At 50.2% G+C, this 24,985-nt stretch carries 19 protein-coding genes; 8 read left to right on the forward strand and 11 right to left on the reverse strand.

From position 1 onward, the window contains the following. Positions 1-9: 9 nt before the first annotated feature. Positions 10-1,878, reverse strand: a complete 1,869-nt coding sequence (locus AC0QH1_RS05200; protein WP_324629849.1) for a sensor histidine kinase — start codon at positions 1,876-1,878, stop codon at positions 10-12. Between the two features lie 445 nt (positions 1,879-2,323). Further along, on the reverse strand, positions 2,324-4,153 hold the full coding sequence (locus AC0QH1_RS05205) for a sensor histidine kinase (RefSeq protein ID WP_324629850.1): 1,830 nt from the start codon (positions 4,151-4,153) through the stop codon (positions 2,324-2,326). On the opposite strand from AC0QH1_RS05205, the gene AC0QH1_RS05210 reads away from it, so the two are divergent. Beyond that, positions 4,152-4,289 (forward strand): zinc finger domain-containing protein, encoded by a 138-nt coding sequence (locus AC0QH1_RS05210; protein WP_442957282.1) that lies wholly within the window; start codon positions 4,152-4,154, stop codon positions 4,287-4,289. The genes AC0QH1_RS05205 and AC0QH1_RS05210 overlap by 2 nt on opposite strands. A 273-nt stretch (positions 4,290-4,562) precedes the next feature. Here the strand turns inward: AC0QH1_RS05210 and AC0QH1_RS05215 are convergent, their stop codons facing one another. The 4 genes from AC0QH1_RS05215 to AC0QH1_RS05230 form a co-directional block, all read right to left on the reverse strand. Continuing rightward, positions 4,563-4,709 (reverse strand): hypothetical protein, encoded by a 147-nt coding sequence (locus tag AC0QH1_RS05215; RefSeq protein ID WP_324629851.1) that lies wholly within the window; start codon positions 4,707-4,709, stop codon positions 4,563-4,565. A gap of 21 nt (positions 4,710-4,730) precedes the next feature. Beyond that, entirely contained in the window at positions 4,731-4,913 is a 183-nt protein-coding gene (locus AC0QH1_RS05220) for a hypothetical protein (protein ID WP_324629853.1), read from the reverse strand. Positions 4,914-5,063: 150 nt separating this feature from the next. Beyond that, complete coding sequence (locus AC0QH1_RS05225) at positions 5,064-6,842, reverse strand: sensor histidine kinase (protein ID WP_324629854.1); 1,779 nt, start codon at positions 6,840-6,842, stop codon at positions 5,064-5,066. Between the two features lie 287 nt (positions 6,843-7,129). Beyond that, positions 7,130-8,023: a phosphate/phosphite/phosphonate ABC transporter substrate-binding protein gene (locus AC0QH1_RS05230; protein WP_324629855.1), complete on the reverse strand. Its 894-nt coding sequence runs from the start codon at positions 8,021-8,023 to the stop codon at positions 7,130-7,132. A 176-nt stretch (positions 8,024-8,199) separates the two neighbouring features. Here AC0QH1_RS05230 and AC0QH1_RS05235 point away from each other — a divergent pair, with 176 nt between their 5' ends. Further along, the gene (locus tag AC0QH1_RS05235) at positions 8,200-8,454 is read left to right on the forward strand and encodes a hypothetical protein (RefSeq protein WP_324629856.1); all 255 of its coding nucleotides are present in this window, start codon (positions 8,200-8,202) and stop codon (positions 8,452-8,454) included. A 25-nt stretch (positions 8,455-8,479) separates the two neighbouring features. Beyond that, a complete protein-coding gene (gene glpK / locus AC0QH1_RS05240; RefSeq protein ID WP_324629857.1) occupies positions 8,480-9,985 on the forward strand; it encodes a glycerol kinase GlpK in 1,506 nt (501 codons plus the stop codon). Between the two features lie 106 nt (positions 9,986-10,091). On the opposite strand, the gene csaB is transcribed toward glpK, so the two are convergent. After that, entirely contained in the window at positions 10,092-11,153 is a 1,062-nt protein-coding gene (gene csaB / locus AC0QH1_RS05245) for a polysaccharide pyruvyl transferase CsaB (RefSeq protein WP_324629858.1), read from the reverse strand. A 183-nt stretch (positions 11,154-11,336) separates the two neighbouring features. Here csaB and AC0QH1_RS05250 point away from each other — a divergent pair, with 183 nt between their 5' ends. Together AC0QH1_RS05250 and AC0QH1_RS05255 are read left to right on the forward strand one after the other, a co-directional pair. Next, positions 11,337-11,708: a DUF2499 domain-containing protein gene (locus AC0QH1_RS05250; protein ID WP_324629859.1), complete on the forward strand. Its 372-nt coding sequence runs from the start codon at positions 11,337-11,339 to the stop codon at positions 11,706-11,708. Between the two features lie 227 nt (positions 11,709-11,935). After that, positions 11,936-12,244, forward strand: coding sequence for a DUF3593 domain-containing protein (locus tag AC0QH1_RS05255; protein ID WP_324629871.1), 309 nt, complete (start codon positions 11,936-11,938; stop codon positions 12,242-12,244). A 110-nt stretch (positions 12,245-12,354) separates the two neighbouring features. Here AC0QH1_RS05255 and AC0QH1_RS05260 read toward each other — a convergent pair whose 3' ends face one another. From AC0QH1_RS05260 to gshA, 3 genes are all read right to left on the reverse strand, one after another. Beyond that, positions 12,355-15,216, reverse strand: a complete 2,862-nt coding sequence (locus AC0QH1_RS05260; RefSeq protein ID WP_324629860.1) for a peptidoglycan DD-metalloendopeptidase family protein — start codon at positions 15,214-15,216, stop codon at positions 12,355-12,357. A gap of 953 nt (positions 15,217-16,169) precedes the next feature. Further along, a complete protein-coding gene (locus AC0QH1_RS05265) occupies positions 16,170-16,640 on the reverse strand; it encodes a tRNA (cytidine(34)-2'-O)-methyltransferase (protein ID WP_324629861.1) in 471 nt (156 codons plus the stop codon). Positions 16,641-16,812: 172 nt separating this feature from the next. Further along, on the reverse strand, positions 16,813-17,964 hold the full coding sequence (gshA, locus tag AC0QH1_RS05270) for a glutamate--cysteine ligase (RefSeq protein ID WP_324629862.1): 1,152 nt from the start codon (positions 17,962-17,964) through the stop codon (positions 16,813-16,815). A gap of 467 nt (positions 17,965-18,431) precedes the next feature. Here gshA and AC0QH1_RS05275 point away from each other — a divergent pair, with 467 nt between their 5' ends. From AC0QH1_RS05275 to AC0QH1_RS05285, 3 genes are all read left to right on the forward strand, one after another. Next, positions 18,432-19,721, forward strand: a complete 1,290-nt coding sequence (locus AC0QH1_RS05275) for a glucose-1-phosphate adenylyltransferase (protein WP_324629863.1) — start codon at positions 18,432-18,434, stop codon at positions 19,719-19,721. Positions 19,722-19,835: 114 nt separating this feature from the next. Further along, positions 19,836-20,375: an AAA family ATPase gene (locus tag AC0QH1_RS05280; protein WP_324629864.1), complete on the forward strand. Its 540-nt coding sequence runs from the start codon at positions 19,836-19,838 to the stop codon at positions 20,373-20,375. Positions 20,376-20,559: 184 nt separating this feature from the next. Continuing rightward, positions 20,560-21,585 (forward strand): DnaJ C-terminal domain-containing protein, encoded by a 1,026-nt coding sequence (locus AC0QH1_RS05285; protein WP_324629865.1) that lies wholly within the window; start codon positions 20,560-20,562, stop codon positions 21,583-21,585. A 1,539-nt stretch (positions 21,586-23,124) separates the two neighbouring features. Here the strand turns inward: AC0QH1_RS05285 and AC0QH1_RS05290 are convergent. After that, a partial coding sequence (locus AC0QH1_RS05290) for a CHAT domain-containing protein (RefSeq protein ID WP_324629867.1) occupies positions 23,125-24,985 on the reverse strand: 1,861 nt, incomplete at its 5' end.

A 24,985-nucleotide genomic window follows, 5' to 3' on the forward strand; every position in this document is an offset into this window, starting at 1 on the left:
CTGACGGGACTAAGCTGGGGTGTGAATAGGCAGAAAAATTGTAAATTCTGTTCCCTGACGTTGGGTGGAATTGACCTGGATAGTGCCGCCATGTTTTTCGATGATTTGATAGCAAATGGCTAATCCCAGACCGGTCCCTTTTCCGGGGGGTTTTGTGGTGAAGAAGGGGTCGAATACCTTGCTTAAAATGTCGGGAGAAATTCCCGGACCATTATCGCGGATTTTTATCTGCACTTGGTTGTCGCCTAGGGTTTGGGTGGCGATGACGATCCGATCGCCGGTGGGGGAAGGGGACGCACAAGTGGCGGTGGCATGATGTGGGGTGAAATTGCCATGATGTACGGGTAAACTGGGCTGGCGATCGCGTTGTTCCCCCGCTTCCTCGAAAGCGTCGATCGCATTGCCAATCAGATGCATAAATACTTGGTTGATCTGGGCGGGATAGCACTCGATTTTGGGCAAGTTGCCGTATTGTTTGATGACTTCGATATTGCCATTCAATCGGTGATTGAGCAGCAATAGGGTGTTATCTAGTCCTTCATGCAGGTTCGCTCGTTTTTTCTCCGCTTCGTCGAGACGAGAAAAGTTTCGCAAGGATAACACGATCTGACGAATGCGATCGGAACCGCTGGTCATGGAAGAGAGCAAACGGGGCAAATCCGAACGCAAAAATTCTAAATCGATGTCATCGATTAGGTCTTGAATCACGGGGGTGGGCTGGGGATATTCTCGTTCGTAGAGTTCGATTAATTCAAGCAGGTCTTGAATATAGTGGTTGCTGTGTTCGATGTTGCCCCGGATGAAGCTGACGGGATTGTTAATTTCATGGGCAATTCCAGCCACAAGTTGCCCTAAGCTGGACATTTTTTCGGTTTGAATCAGTTGGGCTTGGGTGTGTTTGATTTCTTGCAGTTGTTCTTCGACCCGGGTAATCAATTGATTGAGAGAAGTGGCGAGCAAACCGGCTTCGTCTTCGGTTAAAACCGGGGCTTGCAGTTTGTAGTTGGATTGTTCGGTGACGCGCTGGGCTACTTGCGTTACCCATTCGATGGGACGGGCGATCGCCCGACTGGTATAATAAGCCAAAATTGCCGCGATCGCTACCGAAAGCAGCATACTAACTAGGGTAATGTGACGCCGCCAGGATTCCGCTTTGTTAAAGGTGTTCTTCGCGAATGCTTCTTGGGTTTTGGCTTTCTCAATGCTTTGATTTAATTTTTCCTCTAGGGTCTTTAATTTTAATTTGAGATCCTGATTCATCGAAATCAGCATTCGTTTCTGCGTCTGCTGGATTTCTTTGGGAGGTAAGTTCCCAGTATAAACTTGTTCGAGTCGGAAATTGACCAGGTTGGCATAGGAAAGGGACGTGGCGTCATAGGAGTGGACTAAATCTAGAACTTCGTTGGCGTCGATCGCGAGAAATTCGTGGGAGTGATTATCCACAAAATGTTGCAGGTTAAATAAAAGGGTTCTCACCTGCTGCATTTTCTCCAAAAATTCGCTGGTTTCGGCTTCTAACCACTGCGAATTGTCAATTCCAGGCACTAACCGCTGCTGATGCGATCGCGCGGCGAGCACTTCATGCTGTAAGTCGATCAGCAACCATTGTTGTTGATGCGCTTGGTTGAGCTGTTTTTTTGCCTCCCGCTGATAGTAATCCCCCACGAATAACCCGGATCCGGTTCCAAATACGGCAATTCCAATCGCTAGGGCGTAACCATACCCAATTTTTTGTTTGATACTCCAGCGACGAATCCGGCTTTTTAATTTCTCGAGCAGATTATTTCCCGCATTCTCGTCTCGATCGCTCACGGGTGGATCCGCAATGGAGAGGTTTTTTATTCTCTCTAGGGTTTTATAAGACTGTTGAAGCTGCATGGTTGGTGCTTCTATTCCTCGCTAAAATTACTGTTGTTTTGGGGATGGCTTCCCATTGCCTCTGGGGGTCTGAAGGACGTAGATGGCATCCCGATCGCTGTGACCCACAGTCTGGACAGACTTTGGGAAGGGCGATCGCTGGGCTTCACAACCCGGATAATTTCAAATTGGCAACCGCACTTGTCTTTGACGAACCATTGAGTTGCTACCCTACTGTAGTCGGCATTTCTCTACTTTATTAAATTTTTATAAAAAATCAATGCCTTTTCCGATTTTACATGATAATAGCCGACAAGTGCATTAAATTTCTTTAGGGAAAATTGCCCATCGATATGCGGGGGGAATCAAGGTTAATCCGGCAGGCATTACAAAACAATTATTGTTAATTTGCAACGATTTGGGGATGCGATCGCCCCCCAAATTGAAAACAATGTAATTTCCGGGACTAAGCGACTTTGCGAATTTTAACAGTTTGGGGAGGTTGGATGGGCAAAACGATCGCGAATTCTGTTCCCTGACCCGGTTGGGAATTGACCTCAATTTTGCCCTGGTGTTTGGCGATAATTTGGTAACAAATTGCCAGTCCCAAACCCGTGCCTTTGCCCACGGGTTTAGTGGTGAAAAAGGGGTCGAAAAGTTGTCCTTGAATTTCTCTGGGGATTCCCGGACCGGTATCGCAGATGCGAATCCGAATGCGATTGGAATCGAGAGATTCTGTAGAGATGATAATTTTGCGATCGGGAATATCTGGTTGTTCTTGCAGGGCATCGATCGCATTGCTGAGGAGATTCATAAACACTTGGTTGAGCTGTGCGGGATAGCAGTGAACCAAGGGTAAATTTTTATAGGATTTAACCACTTCAATGTCTTTTTTCAGGCGGTTATTTAAAATCAGCAACGTGCTTTCGAGTCCTTCATGGATATCCACCGGCTTGATATAGCTTTCATCCAGGCGGGAGAAATTTCTCAAAGACAGAATAATTTGCCGAATCCGGTCCGTGCCCAGTTTCATAGAAGCGAGAATTTTCGGTAAATCTTCGCGCAGGAAATCCAGTTCGATGTCGTCAATTTCCGCTTGAATTGGCGCGGTAGGGTGAGGGTATTCTTGTTCGTAGAGATTAACCAACTCGAGCAAATCTTCCATATAGCCGCGAGTATGTTCGATATTGCCATAAATAAAATTGACGGGATTGTTAATTTCATGGGCAAGTCCGGCAACCATTTGACCCAAAGAAGACATTTTTTCACTTTGGATGAGTTGCGCTTGGGTTTGCTTGAGTTCTTCCAGGGCGTCGCGCAGTTCTCGGGTGCGTTCTTCCACCCGCTTTTCTAAGTTGTCCCGCGACAATTCGAGTTGGTGAGTGTATTCTCCCATCCAGCGAATCATTTGATTGAGAGAAGTGGCTAATGCGCCGACTTCATCATCGGTTAATACCGGGGCGACGAGGTTAAAATTCGCGCGTTGAGTGACTTGTTGGGCGACTTCGCTCACCCAGCGGATGGGGCGGGCGATCGCGCGACTGGTATAGAGTCCCACTAAAACTGCGATCGCCGCCGAAAGCACCATACTGGCAATAATAATTTGTAACCGCAGAGATTCAGCGCGATCGAGCTTGAAATTGGCTTGCAATTGTTGAGTTTTTGCGGCTGAAATTAAGCGGCTTAACTGTTCCGACAGTTGCTCGAACTTCACCGTAAGCTGATTGGCGCGATCGCTACTGTTTGCGGTTAATAACTGTTGTTGGGCGGCGGGGATTTCTTCTTGAGTTAGTCTGGGCGGGTCGATGTCCTTCCAAATGGATTGGATCAGATTGGCATAGGCATCGGTGGCGGTTTTGTATTCCTGCAAGAAAGACTCGAACCCCAGAGTATCCACCGCCAGATTGGTGGATTTACGTTCTTGAAAATCGGAGAGTTGACCGAGCAATTCGTGAATGCGAGTCACATCGGCGCTAAATTTAGCCGTTTCGTATTCAAACCAAATCGAATCGCCAAATACAGTGACCAGTCGTTGGGGATGCGATCGCATTTTCAGCACGCTATTTTCCAACTCACTCAACAGATATTGCTGTTCGTAAGCGATGGCGAGTTCTTTTCCCGCTTGTTTTTGATAAAAGTCTCCAATCGCCAATCCCACCGCAGTTCCGAGAACGCCGATGCCAATTGCCACCGAATAGCCAAAGCCGATTTTTTTAGCAATACTTAAACTCGGCATCAACCGTCTCATCCACTTAAAACTCGGTTTGTTGAAGTCGATTAACTGAGGGGGTAACATAAAACGTTGCGGGTTATTTTTCCGCTCGGTAGCGCATAATGGGAGGCTAGGGGAGTTGTGTTCCCGATGCGCTGATGGCAAACCCTTTGTCCCTTCGTCGGTTTGCTTTTTTGTTTGGCGAGGATACGCGCTATAGTCTGGAAACACCATGATTGGAGCCGGATCTTCCCGGAATAAACTTCCTGCTTTGGCCGATCGCTTATTGAATCAGTCACTTAGTAAAAGCATATACAGAAAATTCTCGCTTTCCGGGTTTTATAAGGTTTTTTTAATTCTTCCATGAGTTCGCCTTAGCCTTCAGATATCATCACTCTTTTCCGCCGTCTTTAATTGGGGTTTAAACTTCGGTTAACGATAGTTTAAGAACCGGAGAAAGGCGACATGCAAGCGCCTCTCTCCTTCTTATCTTTTACTGGAGAAAATCCCCCTGCCCAATTGCTTTATAAACATCCCGAATCATGTTGTAATCTTCGTCATTTGCCGGAACGAGCTGAGAGCCTTGGTATTTTTCATTTGCTGGGGCGACCAGAAGTGCTTCAATACAATTTCTCCCCATTGCTGTGGGGATTAACGGCAATCATCGAGGGATAGTTCGGTCGCGGAATCGCAATAAGCGGTATTTTTTATTGCGAGAAGCAACGCTTAAGGCATTGAGAAGTTGCTGCTGATTTTCCAGGAGGCGATCGCCCAGGATGGGAATCAAATCCGAGGGCATTTGATTGCTGGCAATTAAAACATCGTTGGGTAAGGGTTCTCCCATTGCCAACAGGGGAAATGCATCCCGGGATAAATGTTCCGCACGATTGAGTAAAATTATTTAATAAAAATCTATAATTTTTTAAACAAGCCGGAGGGGTTTATCAGAGAATGAATCGTCAACCCACCCAGACAATTGATACCCGATTTCGGATTAGGCGGCGTCGGATTCACGGCGGCGTTTGGGAATCTCTATGGGCAGGGCGATCGCAAATTTCGTTCCCTGTGCCAGCTCAGAAATTACCTGAATGGTGCCTTGGTGTTTCTCCACAATTTGATAAGCAATTGACAGTCCCAACCCGGTTCCCTTCCCCACCGGCTTGGTGGTAAAAAAGGGGTCGAAAAGCTTGTCTTGAATTTCTTGGGGAATGCCCGGCCCATTGTCTGCAATGGTGACTTGAATGCGAGAATTGTCTAAAATTTCTGTGGCAACAGTTATTTGTTTGGCCGAGTTTGTTGGTGGGCTTAAGGCATCGATCGCATTGCCGATAATATTCATAAAAACTTGATTCAGTTGCGCCGGATAGCATTCAATCGCAGGAATGGATTGGTAGTTTTTGATAACTTCTATATCTTTTTTCAGTTTAGACTGGAGAATTAACAAGGTACTCTCGATGCCTTCGCGAATATCTACCTTTTTGACCGCACTTTCATCCAGACGGGAAAAATTTCGCAACGAGAGGACAATTTGGCGGATGCGATCGCTGCCAATTTTCATCGATTCCAGCAGCTTCGGTAAATCTTCTCGCAGGAACTCTAGCTCGATGATTTCAATTTCCTGTTGAATTTCTGGAGAAGGGTTGGGGTATTCTTGCTGATAGAGTTCGAGCAAATTGAGCAAATCGGCGATATAAGCTTCGGCGGGGGCGATATTGCCATAAATGAAATTCGCCGGATTGTTAATTTCATGGGCAATTCCCGCCACCATTTGCCCCAAGGAAGACATTTTTTCGCTTTGGATCAGTTGCGTTTGAGTCTGTTGGAGTTCTTGGAGGGCGTCGCGCAGTTCTCGGGTGCGTTCTTCCACCCGCTGCTCTAAATTTTCCCGCGACAATTCCAGTTGGTGGGTGTATTGTCCCATCCAGCGAATCATTTGATTGAGAGAGGTGGCTAATGCACCGACTTCATCATCGGTTAATACCGGGGCGACGAGTTTAAAATTGCCTTGCTGAGTGACTTGTTGGGCGATTTCGCTCACCCAGCGAATGGGGCGGGCGATCGCGCGACTGGTATAGAGTCCGACTAAGACGGCGATCGCCGCAGAAAGTCCCATACTCCCCAGAATAATTTCCATTCGCAAATCGTTGGCTTTTTGCAGCTTCGCTGTAGCGATTTTTTCCTCATTTTCGGCTGCAGCAACGCGCTTGCTTAATCGTTCTGAAAGTCGCTCGAATGTCACCCGCAGATCCCCCACGCGATCGCTTTTTCTTAAAGCGAGTAACTGTTCCTCGGCGGCGGTAATTTCTGCTGCTGATAATTGACGGGGATTGACTTTATCCCACATCAATTCGACCTGTTTGATGTAGGCATTGGTAGCGGATTCGTAAGCCTCTAATAACTCGGTCATTGCCGCACTATTTCCCCTACCTGGTTCTCCAGTATTTTTAGGAAAATTAGTGAGGCTTTCTAGCAGGGTATGAATGCGATTAACCTGAGCGTAAAATTTAGCGCTTTCGTAGTCAAACCAGATGGAATTGCTCAAAACGGTAAACAGGTCGGCGGGATGCGATCGCATTTCTAGCACCGCATTTTCTAGATTAATCAGCAGATATTGCCGCTTCTGAGCTACTTGTAGCTGATGGTGGGCTTTTCTGTGATAGTAGTCGCCGATTTCCAACCCCAATAGCGTCCCGACGATGGCAATTCCAATCGCAATGGAATAGCCATAACCGATTTTTTTGGTAATACTAAAACGGGGAAACATACCTTTCATGGGATTGCTGTCAGTGATGTTGTAATTTGGGAAAGTCTAGCTTTATATCCAGGCTCTCGGAGTCAAATACTGCATTGTTTGCCTGGTTTTTTTATCGGCGGACAAAAAGGCGATCGCAGTGCTAGTATTGCACTGTCTGGGAAATTATGCCTTGCCGGACTAGAGCTTATTTGAGGGAATTGTAGATAAACCGGAAAAGTAACCGGGTTTTTGTTCCGAATGAGTTGCAAATTCCTTCAATTTCGGGAAAAAACCCGGGTTTTCAGCCTTTGTGCAAAACCGACTCTTTAGGGAATAAAAGTTCCCTCCCCAATTGCCTGATAGACCTCCCGGATCGGGTCGTAATCTTTATCGTCAGCGGGAACCAATTGAGAACCTTTGTATTTTTGGGTGGCTTCGCCAATTGCTAGGGCTTGAATGAGGGACTGCTGATTTTCTACCAACAGCGATCGAATCAGGGCCACCACGTCCGGATCTAGGAGACTGCTGGCAACAAAAATATCGCTGGGAAGGGGGGGACCTTGCTTTAAAATACGCCAGCGATCGGGCGAATTTGCTTTTTCTTGAAAGAACACTTCATAGTCGATCGCCGATCCGCCCCAAGCATCCACCTCGCCATTTTTCATCGCCGCAACGCTTCCTTCATCTCCCAACATTTTAACATTTACATCAGATTTCGGATTGAGTTGGGCGTCAATAAGTAGTTTAGTGGGGCCAAGATGACCGCTGGTAGACCCCACATCGGACAACGCGATACTTTTGCCTTTCAAATCCGCCACCGATTTAATGTCGCTATTTGCCGCTACTGCAAGCACAGAGCGATAATTAGGCCGAGTAATTGCAATCACTGGCACCGCATTGGTGCGCGCCCGAATGGCCACATATTCCGAAGGTCCCGTCAGCACGAAATCTACTTGATTTAACTGCAGCGCCGATGCAGCGGCGTTCATATTTTGTACCGGGAAAAATTCCACCGGAATGCCCAACACTTCTGCCAACTGTTGGCGAAAAGGCTCGTAATTTTCCTCTAGCTTTTCGCGTCCGATAACATCAGTTACGGCGAATCGTAGCTTTTCCGGTGCCTTGACTGCCTCGAGGTTCGCGCGATCGCGGTTCCGACTGGTCAAGGTACAGCCGGAGAGAAATAACAAGGAATATCCGATAAAGTTACGTCTTTTCATACACTTTTACCTTACCTCCTTAATTGTAAATTATATTGGCTCGAATGAGTATGAACCCGGCACAAGAATTGATTAAGATTCCGTTAAGAAAAGATGAAATTGAGTAAAGATTTGACGAATAATCAGACCCCGTCCTAGAGGTCGCCCGGTTTAAATTCTATCGTGGAGGAGGAGCGGTGAAAGCAGTTCGCGCGGTGGGGAAGAAGGGCGCAGGAGAAAAGGCAATTCGGACGCGCCTGACCTTTTTTTTCACTCAATTGAATTCAATTCAAGCTTATGGCTTCTCGCGATCGCGCCCCATTGACACCCCGCGCCGATTGATTCCGTTGCCCGTTTTAGAGGCGAGGAAAAAAGCGTTTGGGGGAGGGCGCATCATAGTCGAGAGGCTATTTCCCATTTGCGCCACAATCTTTTATGATTTAAACCATTGAGAAACTCGGACAAGATGAAAAGTAGATGACAACAAACGCAGCTACATATATTCTCGGACTCGACCTCGGCACCACCGGCAACCGGGCGATTTTATTCGATGCAGAGGGCAAAATTGTCAATCAAGCATATAAAGAACTCACCCAGCACTATCCGCAACCCGGGTGGGTGGAACATAACCCGATGGAAATCTGGCAGGATACTCGGGCCTGCATGGAGGAAGTATTGCAAAAAACCGGGATTTCTGCCGATGCGGTGGCGGGAATTGGACTGACAGTGCAGCGCGAGACCTGTTTGCTGTGGGATAAAACCACCGGTCAGCCATTGCATGACGCGATCGTGTGGCTCGATCGCCGCACGGCATCCATGTGCCGTCATTTAGCCAAACAAGGGTACGCCCAAGAGATTCAAAACCGCACCGGGTTGGTACTCGATGCCTATTTTTCGGCCACGAAACTGGTTTGGTTGCTCGACTGGGTGAAGGAAAATCGCCCGGAGGTGGATTGGGGGAATATCCTTGGTGGGACGATCGATAGTTGGATTTTGTGGAATCTCACCGGGGGGAGAATTCACGCCACCGATCGCAGCAATGCCAGTCGCACCATGCTGATGAATTTAGAAACCCGGGACTGGGATAGCATTCTGTTAGAATTATTTGGCATTCCGGCGCAGATAATGCCCAAAATTCAAGATAGTGTGGGAATTTTTGGCGAAACCGACCCGGAGTTGCTCGGGGTGGGACTTCCGATCGCCGCCGTATTTGGCGACCAGCAGGCGGCGTTATTCGCACATGGGTGCGATCGTCCGGGGATGCTCAAGTGTACTTACGGTACCGGCTCGTTTTTAATCGCCCAAACGGGAGAAGAGGTGACGCGATCGCACAATCAGTTACTCTCTACGGTAGCCTGGACGCGATCGGGAGAGGTGAAATATGCCTTAGAAGGCGCGATGTTTACCACCGGACGCTGCATTCAGTGGTTGCGCGATGGATTGAAGTTGATTGATTCCGCCGCCGAAACCGAGGCGATCGCGCGCTCGGTGAGGGATGCAAATGGCGTATATTTCGTCCCGGCATTGAGCGGACTGGGTGCGCCCCATTGGGATATGAGTGCCCGAGGCGCATTTATGGGCATTACCGCCGGCGTCAGCCGAGAACACTTGGTGCGCGCCGTGTTGGAAGCGATCGCCTATCAGGTGAAAGAAGTGGTGGATGCGATCGATAAAGATACCAAAACCCCGGTGAAAGTTCTCAAAGTGGATGGCGGTGCCTGCGAAAATGATTGGTTAATGCAATTTCAAGCCGACGCCCTGGGCATTCCCGTAGAACGTCCCGCTATCCTGGATGCCACCGCACAAGGAGCCGCATTTGGTGCCGGTTTGGCGGTGGGGGTGTGGGACGATTATCGCCGCTTAGTCCAAGGACGCGCGATCGACCGGGTGTTCGAACCGGGAGCCGATGCCGCATCGGTACAAAGGGAGTTTTTCCAGTGGCAAAAAGCCCTGGAGCGCGCTAAGAATTGGGAGGATGAATAGGGTTCGATGCCGGAGATATGTGAGTTGACGCAGGCGCGATCGCCCCATGCATCGGGGGTAAAGTACGATTAATATGAGATTTTTGGAGCGATCGGGAAAGGAGGGATTATGCTGGAAAGAAGCGATCGAAAAACTGATGCAAAAGGTCGCGATGAATTTTGGCGCGATCGACTAAGGATTGAATGGAAATATCCGAGAGCGGGTCGCCATTGGCATAATGTTCCAGCCAGGTGGTCCCGATCGCGTTGGCATCTGTGGGCAAGTCCGATAATTCCCAACCGGGAATCTCCAAATCTGCCATAAGCTGGCTCACTTTCGGGTCGTAACTAATCGCAAAACAGCGACAGCCTTCAGCGGCGGCCATAATTAAACTATGGAAGCGCATGCCAATGGCCATTTCTACACCGCGAAACAGTCCTTTTAATTCTCTGGGGTCTTCCAGGGTAAACAGGTGACTCGGACCGGGGAGCTGAGATTGGATAGACTCCGCGATCGCCTTGTCTTGTGCCGGTTGAAAGGGGACCAGGAGAATGCAGGTATCCGTGGCTTTTTGAAAGTCGATTAAGGCGCGGGTTAAGCATTGCAGGCGCGCGGGCGTCAGTTGCGGATGCGATCGCAAGGTCACCGCCACCCGAGGCGCGGGTAAATGCCCCAATCCCAGAACCGATTTCGGGTCTAACGCCCACACCGGATCCGGTGCCATCGTACAGGGAACCTGCCATTGCGCCAGCACAGAGGCAGAACCGCGATCGCGCACGCTCACCCCGGTGCAGCGAGAAAACATCCGTTGCGCCACCTGGCGCGTCAGCTTGTTTTGCAGCGGACCAATCCCCTGACCCCAGGCGATGGTTTTCAACCCCATCCCCTGGGCTAATCCCATCAAACCGATATAGTAAAACGGACTCAAGGTACTGGTGGCATCTTGGATCAGACTCCCGCCGCCCCAAATAAACACCTGAGACTGACGCAACACCGGCAACAGGGGAAAGGCAGACATGCGGTTACACGCCGCCACACCGTAGCGATCGCGCGTTTCTTGCGGGTTCCCCGACAGCACCACTGGCGTCACCCGCGAGGGCAACATCTGCAACAAACAAGCCAACAATGCCTCATCTCCCGCATTGCCCTTGCCATAATATCCACAACATACCGCCCGAATTGGCTCCACGATAGTTTATCGATCCTGCATAAATTCAGCTTGTCACTAAAACAGTGATGCTTCTTATAGATAACTCATAATGCCGCCGAGCGCAAATGAATTCTCCCCCCGTGGCCAGAACCTCCGCCAGAGAAGCTAAAATAGGAAAACTTCGCAAAAAAGGCCGAATCATTAGGAGTTTGAAAGAAATTCATGCACGCTTTGTCTATTCCGACTTGGATGATTCATGTTTCCAGCGTCATCGAGTGGATCGCGGCAATTTGGTTAATTTGGAGATATGGCGAGCTAACGGGGAATCGCTATTGGTGGGGGTTGTCCCTCGCTATGCTGCCGGCATTAGTGAGCGCCATGTGTGCCTGCACTTGGCATTTTTTTGACAATCCTACGGATTTAGAATGGTTGGTGACGTTACAAGCGGGGATGACGGTGGTGGGCAACTGCACCCTCTGTCTGGCGGCTTGGTGGATTTGGCGAGCCTCAGCAAGGGAGGAGGAAAACAACAACAGCGAAGAAAGTTCTGAGGCTGAAAAAAGAGAACTTGCGCCGCACAAATCGCCGCAATAATGTTGGTCATTGGTCACTTGTCATTGGTCATTGGTCATTCGTTTTTGGGGAATTTTAAATTATCAATTTTTAACGATGGTTGATGATTTTTTGTGGGTCAGTTGTCTTTTTGCACAGACAAGATTACCAGGATTAATCGCGTTTACAGGTGGGCAAAATCGTTATAATTTGTCGGCTGGTTGAAGTTTGTGGAAATCGTTATCGAAGAGTGGGTCGGGATGGAAACAATTTTTTCTAAGGATACGTTGTTTGCGGTTTCGCTGTTTCCCTATTTGGGATTTTTGTGGTTTTTAACGCGATCGCGCCAAGCCCCGCGTTTGGCACTGATTGGGTTTTACGGAACGTTGGTGTTTGTGGCGGTGACGATTCCGGCGGGGATTTATGCCAAAAACGTTTATAGCGAAGCCTTAGCCAATGTGGATTGGTTGCATGGCGGTGCAGAAGTGTTTTTGACCCTTTCAAATATTTTAATTGTTTTAGGATTTAGGCAAGCGGTTATCGGCAAATTGAAAGGCAAACCAAAGTCTCAGGAATAGGGAAATTGGCGGGGGGGGAGGGAAAAACAAGTGGGGCATGAAAGGATGGATTTAGCCTTTCATGCCCCTGGAGAAACCCCATAATGGAGCGTCTGAGTTGAGAAGGGAACTTATCGAGCTGGGAGATAAGCCATTGGATTGACTGCGCCTTGTCCGGGAGGATGAATTTCAAAGTGGAGGTGGGGGCCGGTGCTAAAGCCGGTGCTACCCATTTCTGCCACTTGTTCGCCTTGCTCCACCAATTGGCCCTCGCGCACCATCACGCGGTGATTGTGGGCATAGAGAGTCAAGCTACCATCGGGATGCTCGATTTCCACGAGATTGCCGTATCCGCCGGAATTCCAGCCAGCAAAGGTAACGACTCCGGGAGCGGCGGCATAAATCGGGGTGCCGATCGGACCTGCGATATCGATTCCCCGGTGCATCCGGCCCCAGCGCCAGCCATAACCGGAGGTGAACACGCCTTCGGCGGGCCAGATATAGCCATTAAAACGCGGGGGACCCTCGGGCAGATAGTTATCGCGATCGTTGAGCGGCGGTAAATCGGGGGAGACCATTTCGCCCACCGAGGGTTGAAGCAGGGGTGCATAGGTTTCCGGTGCCATTGGAGCCACAGCCACCACCGATGAGGGATTATTCTGGGTCGCGGTTGCCGAACCCGTGGAATTGGGTTGAGCGCGATCGCGATCCTCGGAGCGATATTTTTCGCGCAGGCGAGCGAGTTGAGCCTCTAAGCTTTCCGTGTCACCCTCGCGATTTCCCTGTTGGGAGTTGTCGGGGCGATCGCTTGCCGAAATCGCATCGGTATCCGCCGCATCGGTAGGAGTCGCGCCCACATTGCTGTCAAAACTGGCTTGTTCGGTTCTGTACTTCTCGCGCAGTTTTTCGATTTCCGCTCTGAGATTTTCCACATAGCGGTTTTCGATCGCGTCTGGGGGGGTAGCATGAGCCTGAACCTCACCGGGGTCTTCAGCTTCGCTCTGAGGCGAGTTATCCGAAACCGCTCTAGAATCGGCGGGGGTGGTTTCGGAAGACTCAGCCGCCACTTCCGGAAAGATGACGTTGCGATCGGACTCCCTGGGGCGATCGGCGGATGAGGAGTCATCCGGGAAGAGAACGCCGCGATTTTGCACTTCGGTGCTGTCGGCGGATTCAGTCGGCGGGGACATGACGCCACCGATGCCAGTACCGGTCTGAGGGTCTGAGGTAGAAGCCTCTGGTGCCACTGGGATGCCCGATTCATGTTCGCTTTGGGCATTTTGTTCCCGGTACTTTTCTCGCAGCTTAATAATGTCGGCTCTTAAGCTGTCGATGTAATCGGTTCGATCCTCATCCGATGCCGTTTCCACTTCCGTGGTAGACTCCGCAATCGGTTCGCCAGGGAGCTGCTCATTGGATTTTGCCCCGATTCTGCCAGGATCCGAGAGTTGCGCTACTGGAGAATCAACGGCGGCGAGTTCCGGCGAGCCGATGGTTTCGGAAGGCTTGCGGGTAAAATCGAGTTTCAAGCTCGAGGTATAGGAAGTCAGGGAGGGGTTGTCTGCTTCCCTCGGATAACTCTGAGTTTGAGATTGTGTCTGCGCCAATCCGAAATTACCGTTGCGGGTGGTGTAGTTTTCAGAGGCTTTCTTTTCCGGGGTGGGATTTAGGGTACCCATCTCACCCCCGGAGTTTTCTTGTTCGATCAGAGGGATTTTAATTTTTTGATTGACTGCGATCGAGTCGGGATCCTCAATTTGATTGGCTTGGACGAGATCTTCTACCGAAATGCCATTTTGAAGGGCAATTTCGCCCACCGTATCTCCCGGATTGACTTGATAGAGGCGAGCTGCCGATCCATTGGGTTGGATCGCGATCGCCGAGTTGATATCCGGTTCTGCCACACCGGCGGCTTCTGCGGGTGCGGGGTTAGATTGAGCTTCGACTCCAGCCTGGGTAGAATCCAGATTCGGATTTTTTCGCGTGGCCCCGCTCGATTCGACGATCCGCGTCTCCGTGGAGTCTTCTGGGGATGCCTGGGGAACGGATTCGCCTATCCGTTCCAGAGGTTGAGTTGGGTTGAGGGGGGAACGCCATCTGGAATCCGGTAGAGTTTCCCCCACGGGTTCTCTGGCGGTGGGGGCGATCGGCGATAACTCAGGGGAGGTGGGTGCCTCCTGGGCTTCTGGGGAGAAATTTTGTCCTCCTTCCAATCGGGGTTCCTCGAAAGATTCGGAGTTTTCCCAAGGGGCGATCGCGGCGGCATCCTCTACCTCGATGTCCCAGGGTGTCTCTACCCCTGGGGTTTCTCTCGCCGATTCTTGCACCTCAACCGAAGGGTTGGGCTGTTCTGGGGTTTCCCCTACCGTCGATTCGGGGAGTGGATTCACCCACGGCTCAGCGGTGGCTGGCGCCAGAAGATTCCATGAAGAGAAATTGGAGGCGGCGGGTGCTTGAGGTTCCCCGGCGGTGGAGTCTAACGCGGTGTCACCGGCTGGAGCGTAGGTGGAAAAGCTGGCTTCCACACTGTACGACTCAGACAGTGGTGCGTCGCTTTCGCCATACCTCAGACTCTCAGCTTCTTCAGTGAGGGCGATCGCCCCCTCATCCACCGCGAGGCGCTCCGGGTTTCCATCGGCGGTGGGTTGCTCTGGCGATTCCTGGGTTAACGGGGGTTCGGTTGTCTCCGCTGCCCATACGCCACCGACTTGCCCCCGATCTGCTGTGTCTTGGGCTGTTTCTGACGACGGGGCGGCATCGAGATTAGCCGCCGATGCATTGGTGGATACCCTCGGCTCAGCGGCTACGGCACCCTCTCCTTGTTGAGGCAGCAACATGCTCGATGCCCCGAGAGAAATGGCTAGCCCGATCGTGGCAGCCGATGTCCGAACCCGACGCGGGCCAGAGATTGCCTGTCTGATTTCTGCTGCTGCTTGAGTATTGGCGGCACAGAACGGAACAGGTTTTACCTTCTGCGGAATTGCTCGTTTCAAAAAAACGACCTCCTAACGACCAGTGCTTAACTGTCTTTGAGTCAATCAATGTACCACCAGTCTATGATGCAGATCACATCACCAAGAGACCGAAGTCACTGACAGAAAACATGCTTTAGGCAAGATTACCCTAACTTTGGCGATTTAGACAAGTTGATAGGCTTAAAAAAACTAAATTGGATAGTTATGTTTTTTCATCAACTGTTCTCCACCGCTCATGGTAAGCTTTTTTAGCTTAGCAGGGTAGGCATGAATGGGAGCGCAAGCACCTAAAACGCATCCGATGCAGGTATGTTTGCTGATTATAAGCCTTAATACTCTTGCTATGGGTTTCCAATGCTACGGCACAAGGGATGAGTTCTGCCACTGGTGTATTGTGACTGAGTGGACGGGGGATCGAGTCTGGCTGATGTTTTGGACTATTCCTGACACTGGGCATGTCAGGGGCGATCGCGAAGCAATGATTTTTAGACCCGCCACCTCTGGGAAAAGTTCAAGGTCCTCGATGAGCGCTCTCGTGGGGGACCTGAATTCGTAGCGCAGATGCAACTCCTGTGGGGGTTAATGCCATTGATTGAATCCTGTGGAGAGTTGTAGCGGATTTTTTGCCAACTTACAACCGTACAATTATCGAAACGAGGTTTAGCTTCCCCGACCGCGCCATCTGAAGCGATCGGGTAAAAATACCGTTACACTCCCTGGCGATGGGGATTTGAGTCGTTTCACCCTGGGGCGTTCGATGATGATTCTCTATCACTGCGAACCCCATAGCTTTTTGGCTCGGTGATATAAATTTCTTATCGCCTGCTTTTGGTCGGATCCATTCAGGAGGCGATCGCCCCGCCAATACTCCGGGCACAGAACTCCTCACCACGCATCTGCTGGATCCAATTGCCCCTCAGGGCGCTGGCCATCGACAAACGATGGCCCTGGATTGCACCCGGGATCGCCCTTCATTCAGACTCGGATAAATATCCCAATTGACGTCGCGCTTCAAATAGCCCTAAAGCTGCACTCACTGAGAGATTCAGACTTCGTACATGAGGCTGACTCATGGGGATATATACCGTAAAATCGCAAAGAATCAGGACATCGGGGGGCAAGCCGGTGGTTTCCGCCCCAAACAACAGCCAGTCATTGTCTTGATACTGGAATTCCACATAATTCGCGGTGCCCTTGGTACTAAACCCGAGCCAGCGACCTCCCTGTTGCTGGTGGTAAGTCTGAAACGCTTCTAAGCAAGAATGGTAGTGGAAATCCACGTAAGGCCAGTAATCCAGCCCCGCCCGTTTCAGGTAGCGATCGCTAATTTCAAACCCCAACGGTCCGACCAAATGCAAGGGAGTGCCGGTGGCGGCACAGGTGCGGGCAATATTGCCCGTATTCGGCGGAATTTGGGGATAAACTAACACAACTTGCGGCATTGAGCCAGCGTTCCTCCATCTGCGCGTTCTGGACAGTCAAACCGCACCCGAAACGGATGCGCCTGGGGAAAAATCTACCCCCAGACCGAGGCCATTGATAGAAAATTTTAATAAGAGAGGTACAAAACTCATCGATTAGATATTCTGATGAACCGATCGCCCCGGATTGCCATCACGCTACCCAGGGGGGACACAACCCATCTTCGAGTTCGAGCTCTTGCTGATGCATCGATTCAATGGCCTGTTGGAGAATTTGGCGAGTGTGGAAACCGCGATCGTGCAAGGCCAACCAGCGCTGCGCTTCGTTCCCTTCGCGCAGGATTTTTTTCAACGGCAACAAAAAGCAGCTAAATCCCCGTTTTTTCGCCGCCGGCCAGACCTCCTGATAAAGCTGCCAAATCCAATCTCGGGCGAGAATCGGGCGACCATCCACCCAATGCCGCAGTTCGGCGTCTAAACTGCCCTGAGCAGCAGCCTTCTCATTGTCGTTGGTCAGGGAAATCAGCTCTTGCGCCCGGTGCCGATCGCCAATTTTGCTGATGGTCAAGGGATCTAAACTGGGGTCTTCCATAACCTGCCAAATGCGCGCTTCCAAAAACGAGGTGATGGCCAACAGGGCAATGGGATCGCTGAGAAATTCGCAAATTCGCAATTCTAAGCGGTTGAGATTGTAAGGGCGGCGATCGCCATTCGGTCGCACTGAACTCCACAAATGACGCACGTTCTGCATCGTTTTGGCAGCTAACTGGTCTTGGGTCCACTGGATGAAATGCTGATGACTTTCAAATAAAGGCACCTCTGGGGGCACCTTGGGAAACATCTGCCACCGGGTGGAGTGATAGCCGGTCGCTTCGCCGTCGAGAAAGGGCGAGGCGGCACTCAGAGCCAGGTAAAGCGGAGCCTCCAGCCGAATTAACCGACAAGCCCGCATCAGCAGTTCTGGGTCGTCGATGCCAATATTGATGTGAACGCTGGCAGTGACCACATTCGTGCCGTAGGTGTTTTCGATGTAGTCGTGATAGGGATTATTCGGATCCGAGCGATAGAAGCGATCTGTGCTTCCCAACGACAAGCTACTGCCCGGAATTAACGTGTAGTCCCCTAGGGTTTTCAGGTAGTCGCGCAGCAGCAGGCGAGGCCGCACCAAGTCACACAACAGGCGATCGTAGCGACATAATGGCGCGGTCGTATATTCCACATTTCGCGTATCTGGCTCCCGCATGAAACGATTGAGAGCCGCCACAATTTTATCCGAGAGGCCGACAATCTCCCCTTGGGGGGTTCCCGTATAAACCTCGACCTCAAAGCCTTTTGATAACAGCACGGTTTGTCCTCAGCTTATTCGTCCGATGCGAAAGTTCGCATCTCATTCTTTATTATCGCGCCAATGGGGACGACAACTCCCCCACCGGTGTGATGTTTTTTGCCCCTGGGACTTTTAAAATCCCTAGCAGGAGCGATCGTGAGGGACGAATCAAGACTAGGTAAGGATTTCAGGGACATCGTTCGCCTCTCCCCCTTCTGGTGGATGCCAAGGTCTGACGCAAAACCCAACTCGGTCCCCCCTTGTCAACGGTTCCACACAATCAGACACTAAACTGGAGAGCAGCCGTCAGCCCACCCCCCGATCGGCCCTCGGCATCAAGGCAGGATGAATTCTGGAGTGCGATCTCCTTGTGTCCCACCCCCTCCTCCCCTTGAGGTTGAGTGCTGCCTATCCGGGTTTCTCGCCCTGCTGGCGATCGGCTGACCGCGCAGCACTCGTCGAGTGACGCTGTTGAGAGGTTTTTCGTGAAAAACGTTTTAGGCATTATCCTGGGCGGAGGCGCGGGTACCCGTCTCTACCCCCTGACCAAAATGCGAGCTAAACCCGCCGTCCCCTTGGCTGGCAAATATCGCCTCATCGATATTCCGATTAGTAATTGCATTAACTCCGACATTCTGAAAATCTATGTCCTGACCCAATTCAACTCCGCTTCTCTAAACCGCCACCTGGTTCGGGCTTACAATTTCTCTGGGTTCACTGAAGGCTTTGTAGAGGTGCTCGCCGCCCAGCAAACTCCCGACAGTCCCAGTTGGTTCCAAGGCACCGCCGATGCGGTCCGCAAGTATCTCTGGCTGTTTGAAGAGTGGAACGTAGACTACTACCTGATTTTGTCCGGCGACCATCTCTACCGGATGGACTATCGCAATTTCTTGGACCGTCACCGCGAAACGGGTGCAGATATTACTCTCTCGGTTTTGCCAATCGATGAAAAACGTGCCTCGGATTTCGGTTTGATGAAAATCGATGACACCGGGCGCGTTATCGATTTTAGCGAAAAACCCAAAGGCGATGCCCTGCGGAAAATGGCGGTGGATACCACCACCTTGGGCTTAAGCCCCGAACAAGCTCAAAACACTCCCTATATTGCTTCAATGGGCATTTATGTCTTTAACAAAGAGGTGATGGGAAAACTCCTGCGCGAATCCACAACGCGCACGGATTTCGGTAAGGAAATTATCCCGGCTTCGGCTGGCGAATATAACGTTCAGGCATATCTGTTTAACGGATATTGGGAAGATATCGGAACCATTGAATCGTTCTTCGATGCGAATTTGGCGCTGACTAAACAGCCTCAGCCGCCTTTCAGTTTCTACGACGAAAAGGCTCCCATTTACACCCGTTCCCGTTATCTACCGCCTACTAAATTGTTGGATAGTCAGGTCACGGAATCAATTATCGGCGAAGGATGCATTCTCAAAGAATGCCGCATCGAACACTCGGTTCTGGGAATTCGATCGCGCATTGAAGCCAACTGTCACATTCAAGATACCTTAATTATGGGGTCGGACTATTACGAGCCGTTCGCAGAACGTCAATCGGGTTTGCAAAAAGGTGGCGTTCCTTTGGGTATCGGTTCGGAAACCACGATTCGTCGGGCTATTGTCGATAAAAATGCTCGCATCGGTCGGGATGTGAAAATCATTAATAAAGACCATGTGGAAGAAGCCGATCGCGAAAGCGAAGGGTTCTATATCCGCAATGGCATTGTGGTGGTGCTGAAAAATGCTAAAATCCCCGACGGTACTGTTATCTAAGGTGGGAAAATTGGGGTAAGCTAAATCCCCAATAAATTGAGATTTGTAGGGTGGGCATTGTCCACCCTACCCTATTTTTAAAGGAATTAGCGGCAGATTGCATAAGTCCTAATCATGGCAATGTTAGTGGTTTCGATTGGGCTTCCGGCTAGCGGCAAGTCTTCTCTGGCTAAGCAGTTAGCGGGACAATTGGAAAACGCCCGCGTGATTTCTACCGATGCTATCCGGGCGCAACTGTTTGGGGATGAAATTATCCAAGGCCCTTGGGCAGAAATTGAGCGGGAATTGCAACGGCAATTTGAATCGCTGGTGGCGCTTGAAGGGCGATCGCCAGGAAATGATTCGCGGATGGTGGCGATTTATGATGCGACAAATGCCCAGCGCCTTCACCGTCAGGAGGCGATCGCCCTGGGTCGGTCCTGTGGGTTTACTCCGATTATTGGCCTCTGGGTGGCTACGCCAGTAGAGGTCTGTCTGGAACGCAACCGACGCAGAGGGCGACAGGTTCCCGATGAGGTTATCTGGAAAATGCACGAGCATCTTCAAACGGATCCCCCGAAACGAGAAGATGGGTTTGATGAGGTGATTCCCTATCCGAAGGCGGGGAATAGTACGGAAATTGCGTTAAAACTCCACAGCAAGAACCGAACTTAACTGGTGTCGCATATTGGCTACCCTGAAAGGGGATATAGACCCTAGAAGGAGAGAGCATCAAACGCTTCTGTTTCTCTAGGGCTTTATCGTATCTGGAAGGGGCGATCGCATTCGCTGTAGCCTCAGCAGCCCCAACCACAAAACCCTTTAAACTTAATCTTTATCAGCTACAGGAGGCATATTGATGGCTGCGACCGACTACAAGGACTATTACGCTATCCTCGGCGTGAGTAAAAGCGCCAGTGTGGATGAAATTAAAAAGGCTTATCGCAAACTAGCGCGCAAATATCACCCGGATATGAACCCGGGAAACCGCCAAGCTGAGGCAAAGTTTAAAGAAGTCTCGGAAGCGTATGAAGTGCTCTCGGATCCGGAGAAACGGAAAAAGTACGACCAGTTCGGTCAGTATTGGAAACAAGCCGGTGCGGCGGGGGCGGGTGCAGGGGCTGGATGGCCCGGTGGCACTAATGTGGATTTTGGCGGCTTTGATTTTAGCGAGTTTTCCAGTTTTGATGATTTCATCAATGCGCTGCTGGGTCGCGTGGGTGGCCCGGGTGGAGGTCGCAGTCGCACCGGTGGATGGAATTACAATTATCGCACCAGTAGGAGTGGGCCGACGGGATTTGGCGGATTTGAGGATTTTGCCGGCTATGGCGATCGCGCTGCTGGCGCTTCGATGGATCGCGAGGGGACGATCCGGCTGACTTTTGCAGAAGCGTTTAATGGGAGTCAAAAGCGTCTGAGTCTGGGAAATGAGGCGATCGACGTGCGGATTCCCCCAGGGGCGAAGCCGGGAAGTCGGGTTCGGGTACGCGGTAAGGGTCAAGTGAATCCTTACAACCAGCAACGCGGGGATTTGTACTTACATGTGGAGGTCCAACCCCACTCGTTCTTTCAGTTTGATGGGGATAATTTGGTCTGCGAAGTGCCGATCGCCCCAGATGAGGCGGTGTTGGGGGCAAAGGTGCAGGTTCCGACGCCGGATGGAATGGTGACGATGAACGTGCCGGCAGGGATTCGATCCGGTCAAACTCTGCGCCTGCGCGGGAAGGGATGGCGCACGCCGAAAGGAGGACGGACGGATCAATTGGTTCGAATTGCGATCGCGCCTCCGAAGGAGATTAGCCCCACGGAACGGGAACTCTACGAGAAACTTCGCACTAATCGCAGCACTAATCCGCGCAGCCACTTGCAGTACGTTAAACTTTGATTATAGCATAAAACGGGGAACAGTGGTAACAGTTGTTCCCCGTTTTTGTTTCTTTTCTCTTTCCCAGGCTCCAGACCTGATGGGAAAGCTCTGAGAGAGTCAGTTAAGGTCGCAATATACCCCCGGTAAAGGTGGGATGCGCGACTGTCTTTTTTTTGAGACAGGTTTTGATAAAATTCGCACTTCATTGCTGTGATTCTCCCTCCATCCCCACGGTTTTTCTGTAATGAACATGGCTAATATTCTGATTTATAAATCATTGAATCTATCGCAGGTTTTCCAAGCCTTTTGCCCAATTTTATTGTGGAATATCAAACAACTATAATATCAACCAAACGATTAAGCAGCTATAAATCTTTAGCCGGATATCCTGTTTGTTGTTAGTCATCAATTTGTCTAGTGTTAAGTCTATTTTAACACCTTTCATACATTCTCGAACGCCCACAAATTTTTATAAATTTTTTTCTGATTTACTAACATTGGCCGCAGGTAAATGAGTTGCTGAACGATATTACTTTTTTTCTAAGTCGTCTATTAGCCACTTAAACTTCAATTTAATTATAACCCATGCCTACTAAAGAATTACCATTTTCCAAAAATTATAATGCTAAATTATTTTTAATTATCAACACAAAATATCGATTGAGTTTTTGAACCAACGCCTTAATTCTAAGTAAAGAGCAAAATCCTCTATCTATTACTCCTACTGCATTTTACGGAATTTCTTCAACGGTTTAGTTTCCGTATTTTCTATCGTGTCTTTGTCCAAAATGAAGGACAATTCCGCCCCAGAATTCCAGCTATTGAGGCCGCACAACAACTTAACTTGACGATAAGTTTGACACCACAAAAGCTTACTTGTTAAAGTAATAATTGTAGATTAGATAGGAAAAGGCAGTGGAGTGTTTGGGTTGCCATTTTTCTATTTTACTTGTTTTATAACTTTCTGCAAGAGCTATTTAAAAACTTCAGAAGTCCGATGTTTACTGGCCTTAAAAAAGGGGGGAATATGCAAGGTACTATCCCGGCAATTTAATCAGAAAAATCAATTCCCGCATACTGACTAGGCTTTTATCCATCGTCAAATCTAACCAGCAGAAAACAAATAAAAAAGTGTTGAGAACTGGGTAATCGTTTTTGGGCAAGTCTTTCAAAAGCTATTTAACGATTTTGGGAAAAATTGAGAAAAACATAAACGATTGAATACTCTAAGTTATATCTCTGGTAGTTTATCAGATTATTGGCCAATTTATATGAAGATTTCTTAGCATTCAGCACTTCTGACGTGCATCAGCACGGATGTTTTTATATATACTAACCAAAATTGTTGATTGTATTATCGTTAGAGCGAGTGTGAAGGGGTCTTTTCAACGATTGGGGTGGTGCGTTCCCCCCGATATTCGAGCGAGTTATCCCAGTGGGAATTGGCGGCGGGGGGAACGCACCCTACGGGGGATTGAATTGGAAGGTCGATTGTTAGGGTGGTGCGTTACCCCGATATTCGATTGGGTTATCCGAGGGTGCTGGTGGGATAATGTGCTACCAGGGACTACCGATCGCGGTAAATCCCGCCCAATAATACGGATGGGACAACTCCTGGTAACTCACGCTGGCGAGGGGGGGCGGTAAAGGGATGCGATCGCCGGCATAAATCAACTCCCCTTGTTGTACGCGGATTTCACCGCGAATCATCGCCACCTGCGATCGGCGCAATGCTTCCGCCTTCACCGACACGGCGCGTAACTGATGATAAAACTCACTCATTAACCCCAAAGTGCCCTCATCATTCACATACCACAACGACGCCAGGGCCGATTTCACCCCTGCATTCACCGCTAAACCGGCAAACCCCAACTCGGCATTTTCGTCCCCCACTGCAGTACGACAAGCGGAGAGCACTAACAACTCTACCGGCGGTGAATTCCAATTCAATTCTCGCACCCGATCCAAACTCAATCGCCCATCCCATAACTGAATATATGACTCTTCCGGATTCCCGGGATTAAATTCGCTGTGAGTGGCCAAATGAACCAAGCGAAACGGTTCTTTTTCCCGTTGCAATTTCAGATTACTAAAGGTAAACGCTTCATTGAGAAACGATTTCCCGGGCCAAATTGTCAGAATCGCCGACAATTCCACTGGAACCGCCGGTAAGGCAATTTTATCCGTAAATTTAGACGCACCCATTGCTAACACCCGGGCATTGTCCAAGGATTCATAGCGCGTATCGGTTAAATTCACGCTGGGAATCAATCCGACGCGATATTTTTCCACTAAAAATTCTGCTCTATCGTGCAACGCTGCTACGGGCAAAGTTCGCATTCCGCCATCCATTGAAAACATCAGGATATCGATATTTTGCAGTTGGATATCGGTTTCCAAGGGTGCAATTATCCAGTCGTGGAATTGTTGCGCCAAAACCAAATAATCCGTGCGGTTGCGCTTCAGAGGATTGGTAATGTCTTGGCGAAATTGCGACATTTTTTCTAGAATTAAATCGCGTTTTGCCTCGGGAACGGTTTTGTAAATTGGTACCCCTTGAGGAGGTACCAATACTAAATCTAATTGTTCGTCGCGCATGAAGGTGTAGATAATTGCCGGTTGAGTGCCGGTAAGATTGGCGATCGCCCGCAATTTGTCTTGAATTTGGGTAAATGACTGCAACTCCCGCGCATATACCAAGTTTAAATATCGGGCATATTCCTCGGTAAACATTAAGTCGATAAACCGCAACGCTTGTGGAAGATTGCGATCGTCCAGCAAGCGTTCGATTTGGCGGCGAAGGGAGGTGATATCTACTGGATTTTCCGCCCCCAATGACTCCGGCGATTCCCTCGGCGGCGATTCCCCCTCACTCATTACCATTTCTTCCGCCGGAACTCTCCCGGGGGCGGGCATTGGCGGAATTCCTGCATCGGGTATAAGGGGCGAGGGAATTCTCGCTACCGGGATTTCCTCGGGAGTGGAAGGCACTTCCTGCGCCGCCACGGTTCCCAAAGTTTCTCTCGCGGGCGCAGAAGTGGCGGGGGAGACTTCCTCTCCCTGCGCCTCGGGTACAGTATCCCTCACCGGGGGCGCAGGGACCGGGGGCGCAGTCTCCGGCGACGGAATTGGCGGCGCAGGCGGTGGGGGGTCATCCGAGGGAATCGGTATCGCCGGTGTTGCTGGCGCAGCGTCATCCGAGGGAATCGGTATCGCCGGTGTTGCTGGCGCAGCGTCATCCGAGGGAATCGGTATCGCCGCTATCCCTGGCGCAGCGTCATCCGAGGGAATCGGTATCGCCGCTATCCCTGGCGCAGGTTCTGGAGAGGGAAGCGGTGGGAGTGCGATCGCTTCTGGCGCAGGTTTCTCTGATACTACCGGTTCGGGTGCGATCGCTTCTGGCGCAGGTTTCTCTGAT

It is taken from the genome of Phormidium sp. CCY1219 (genome assembly GCF_055795085.1).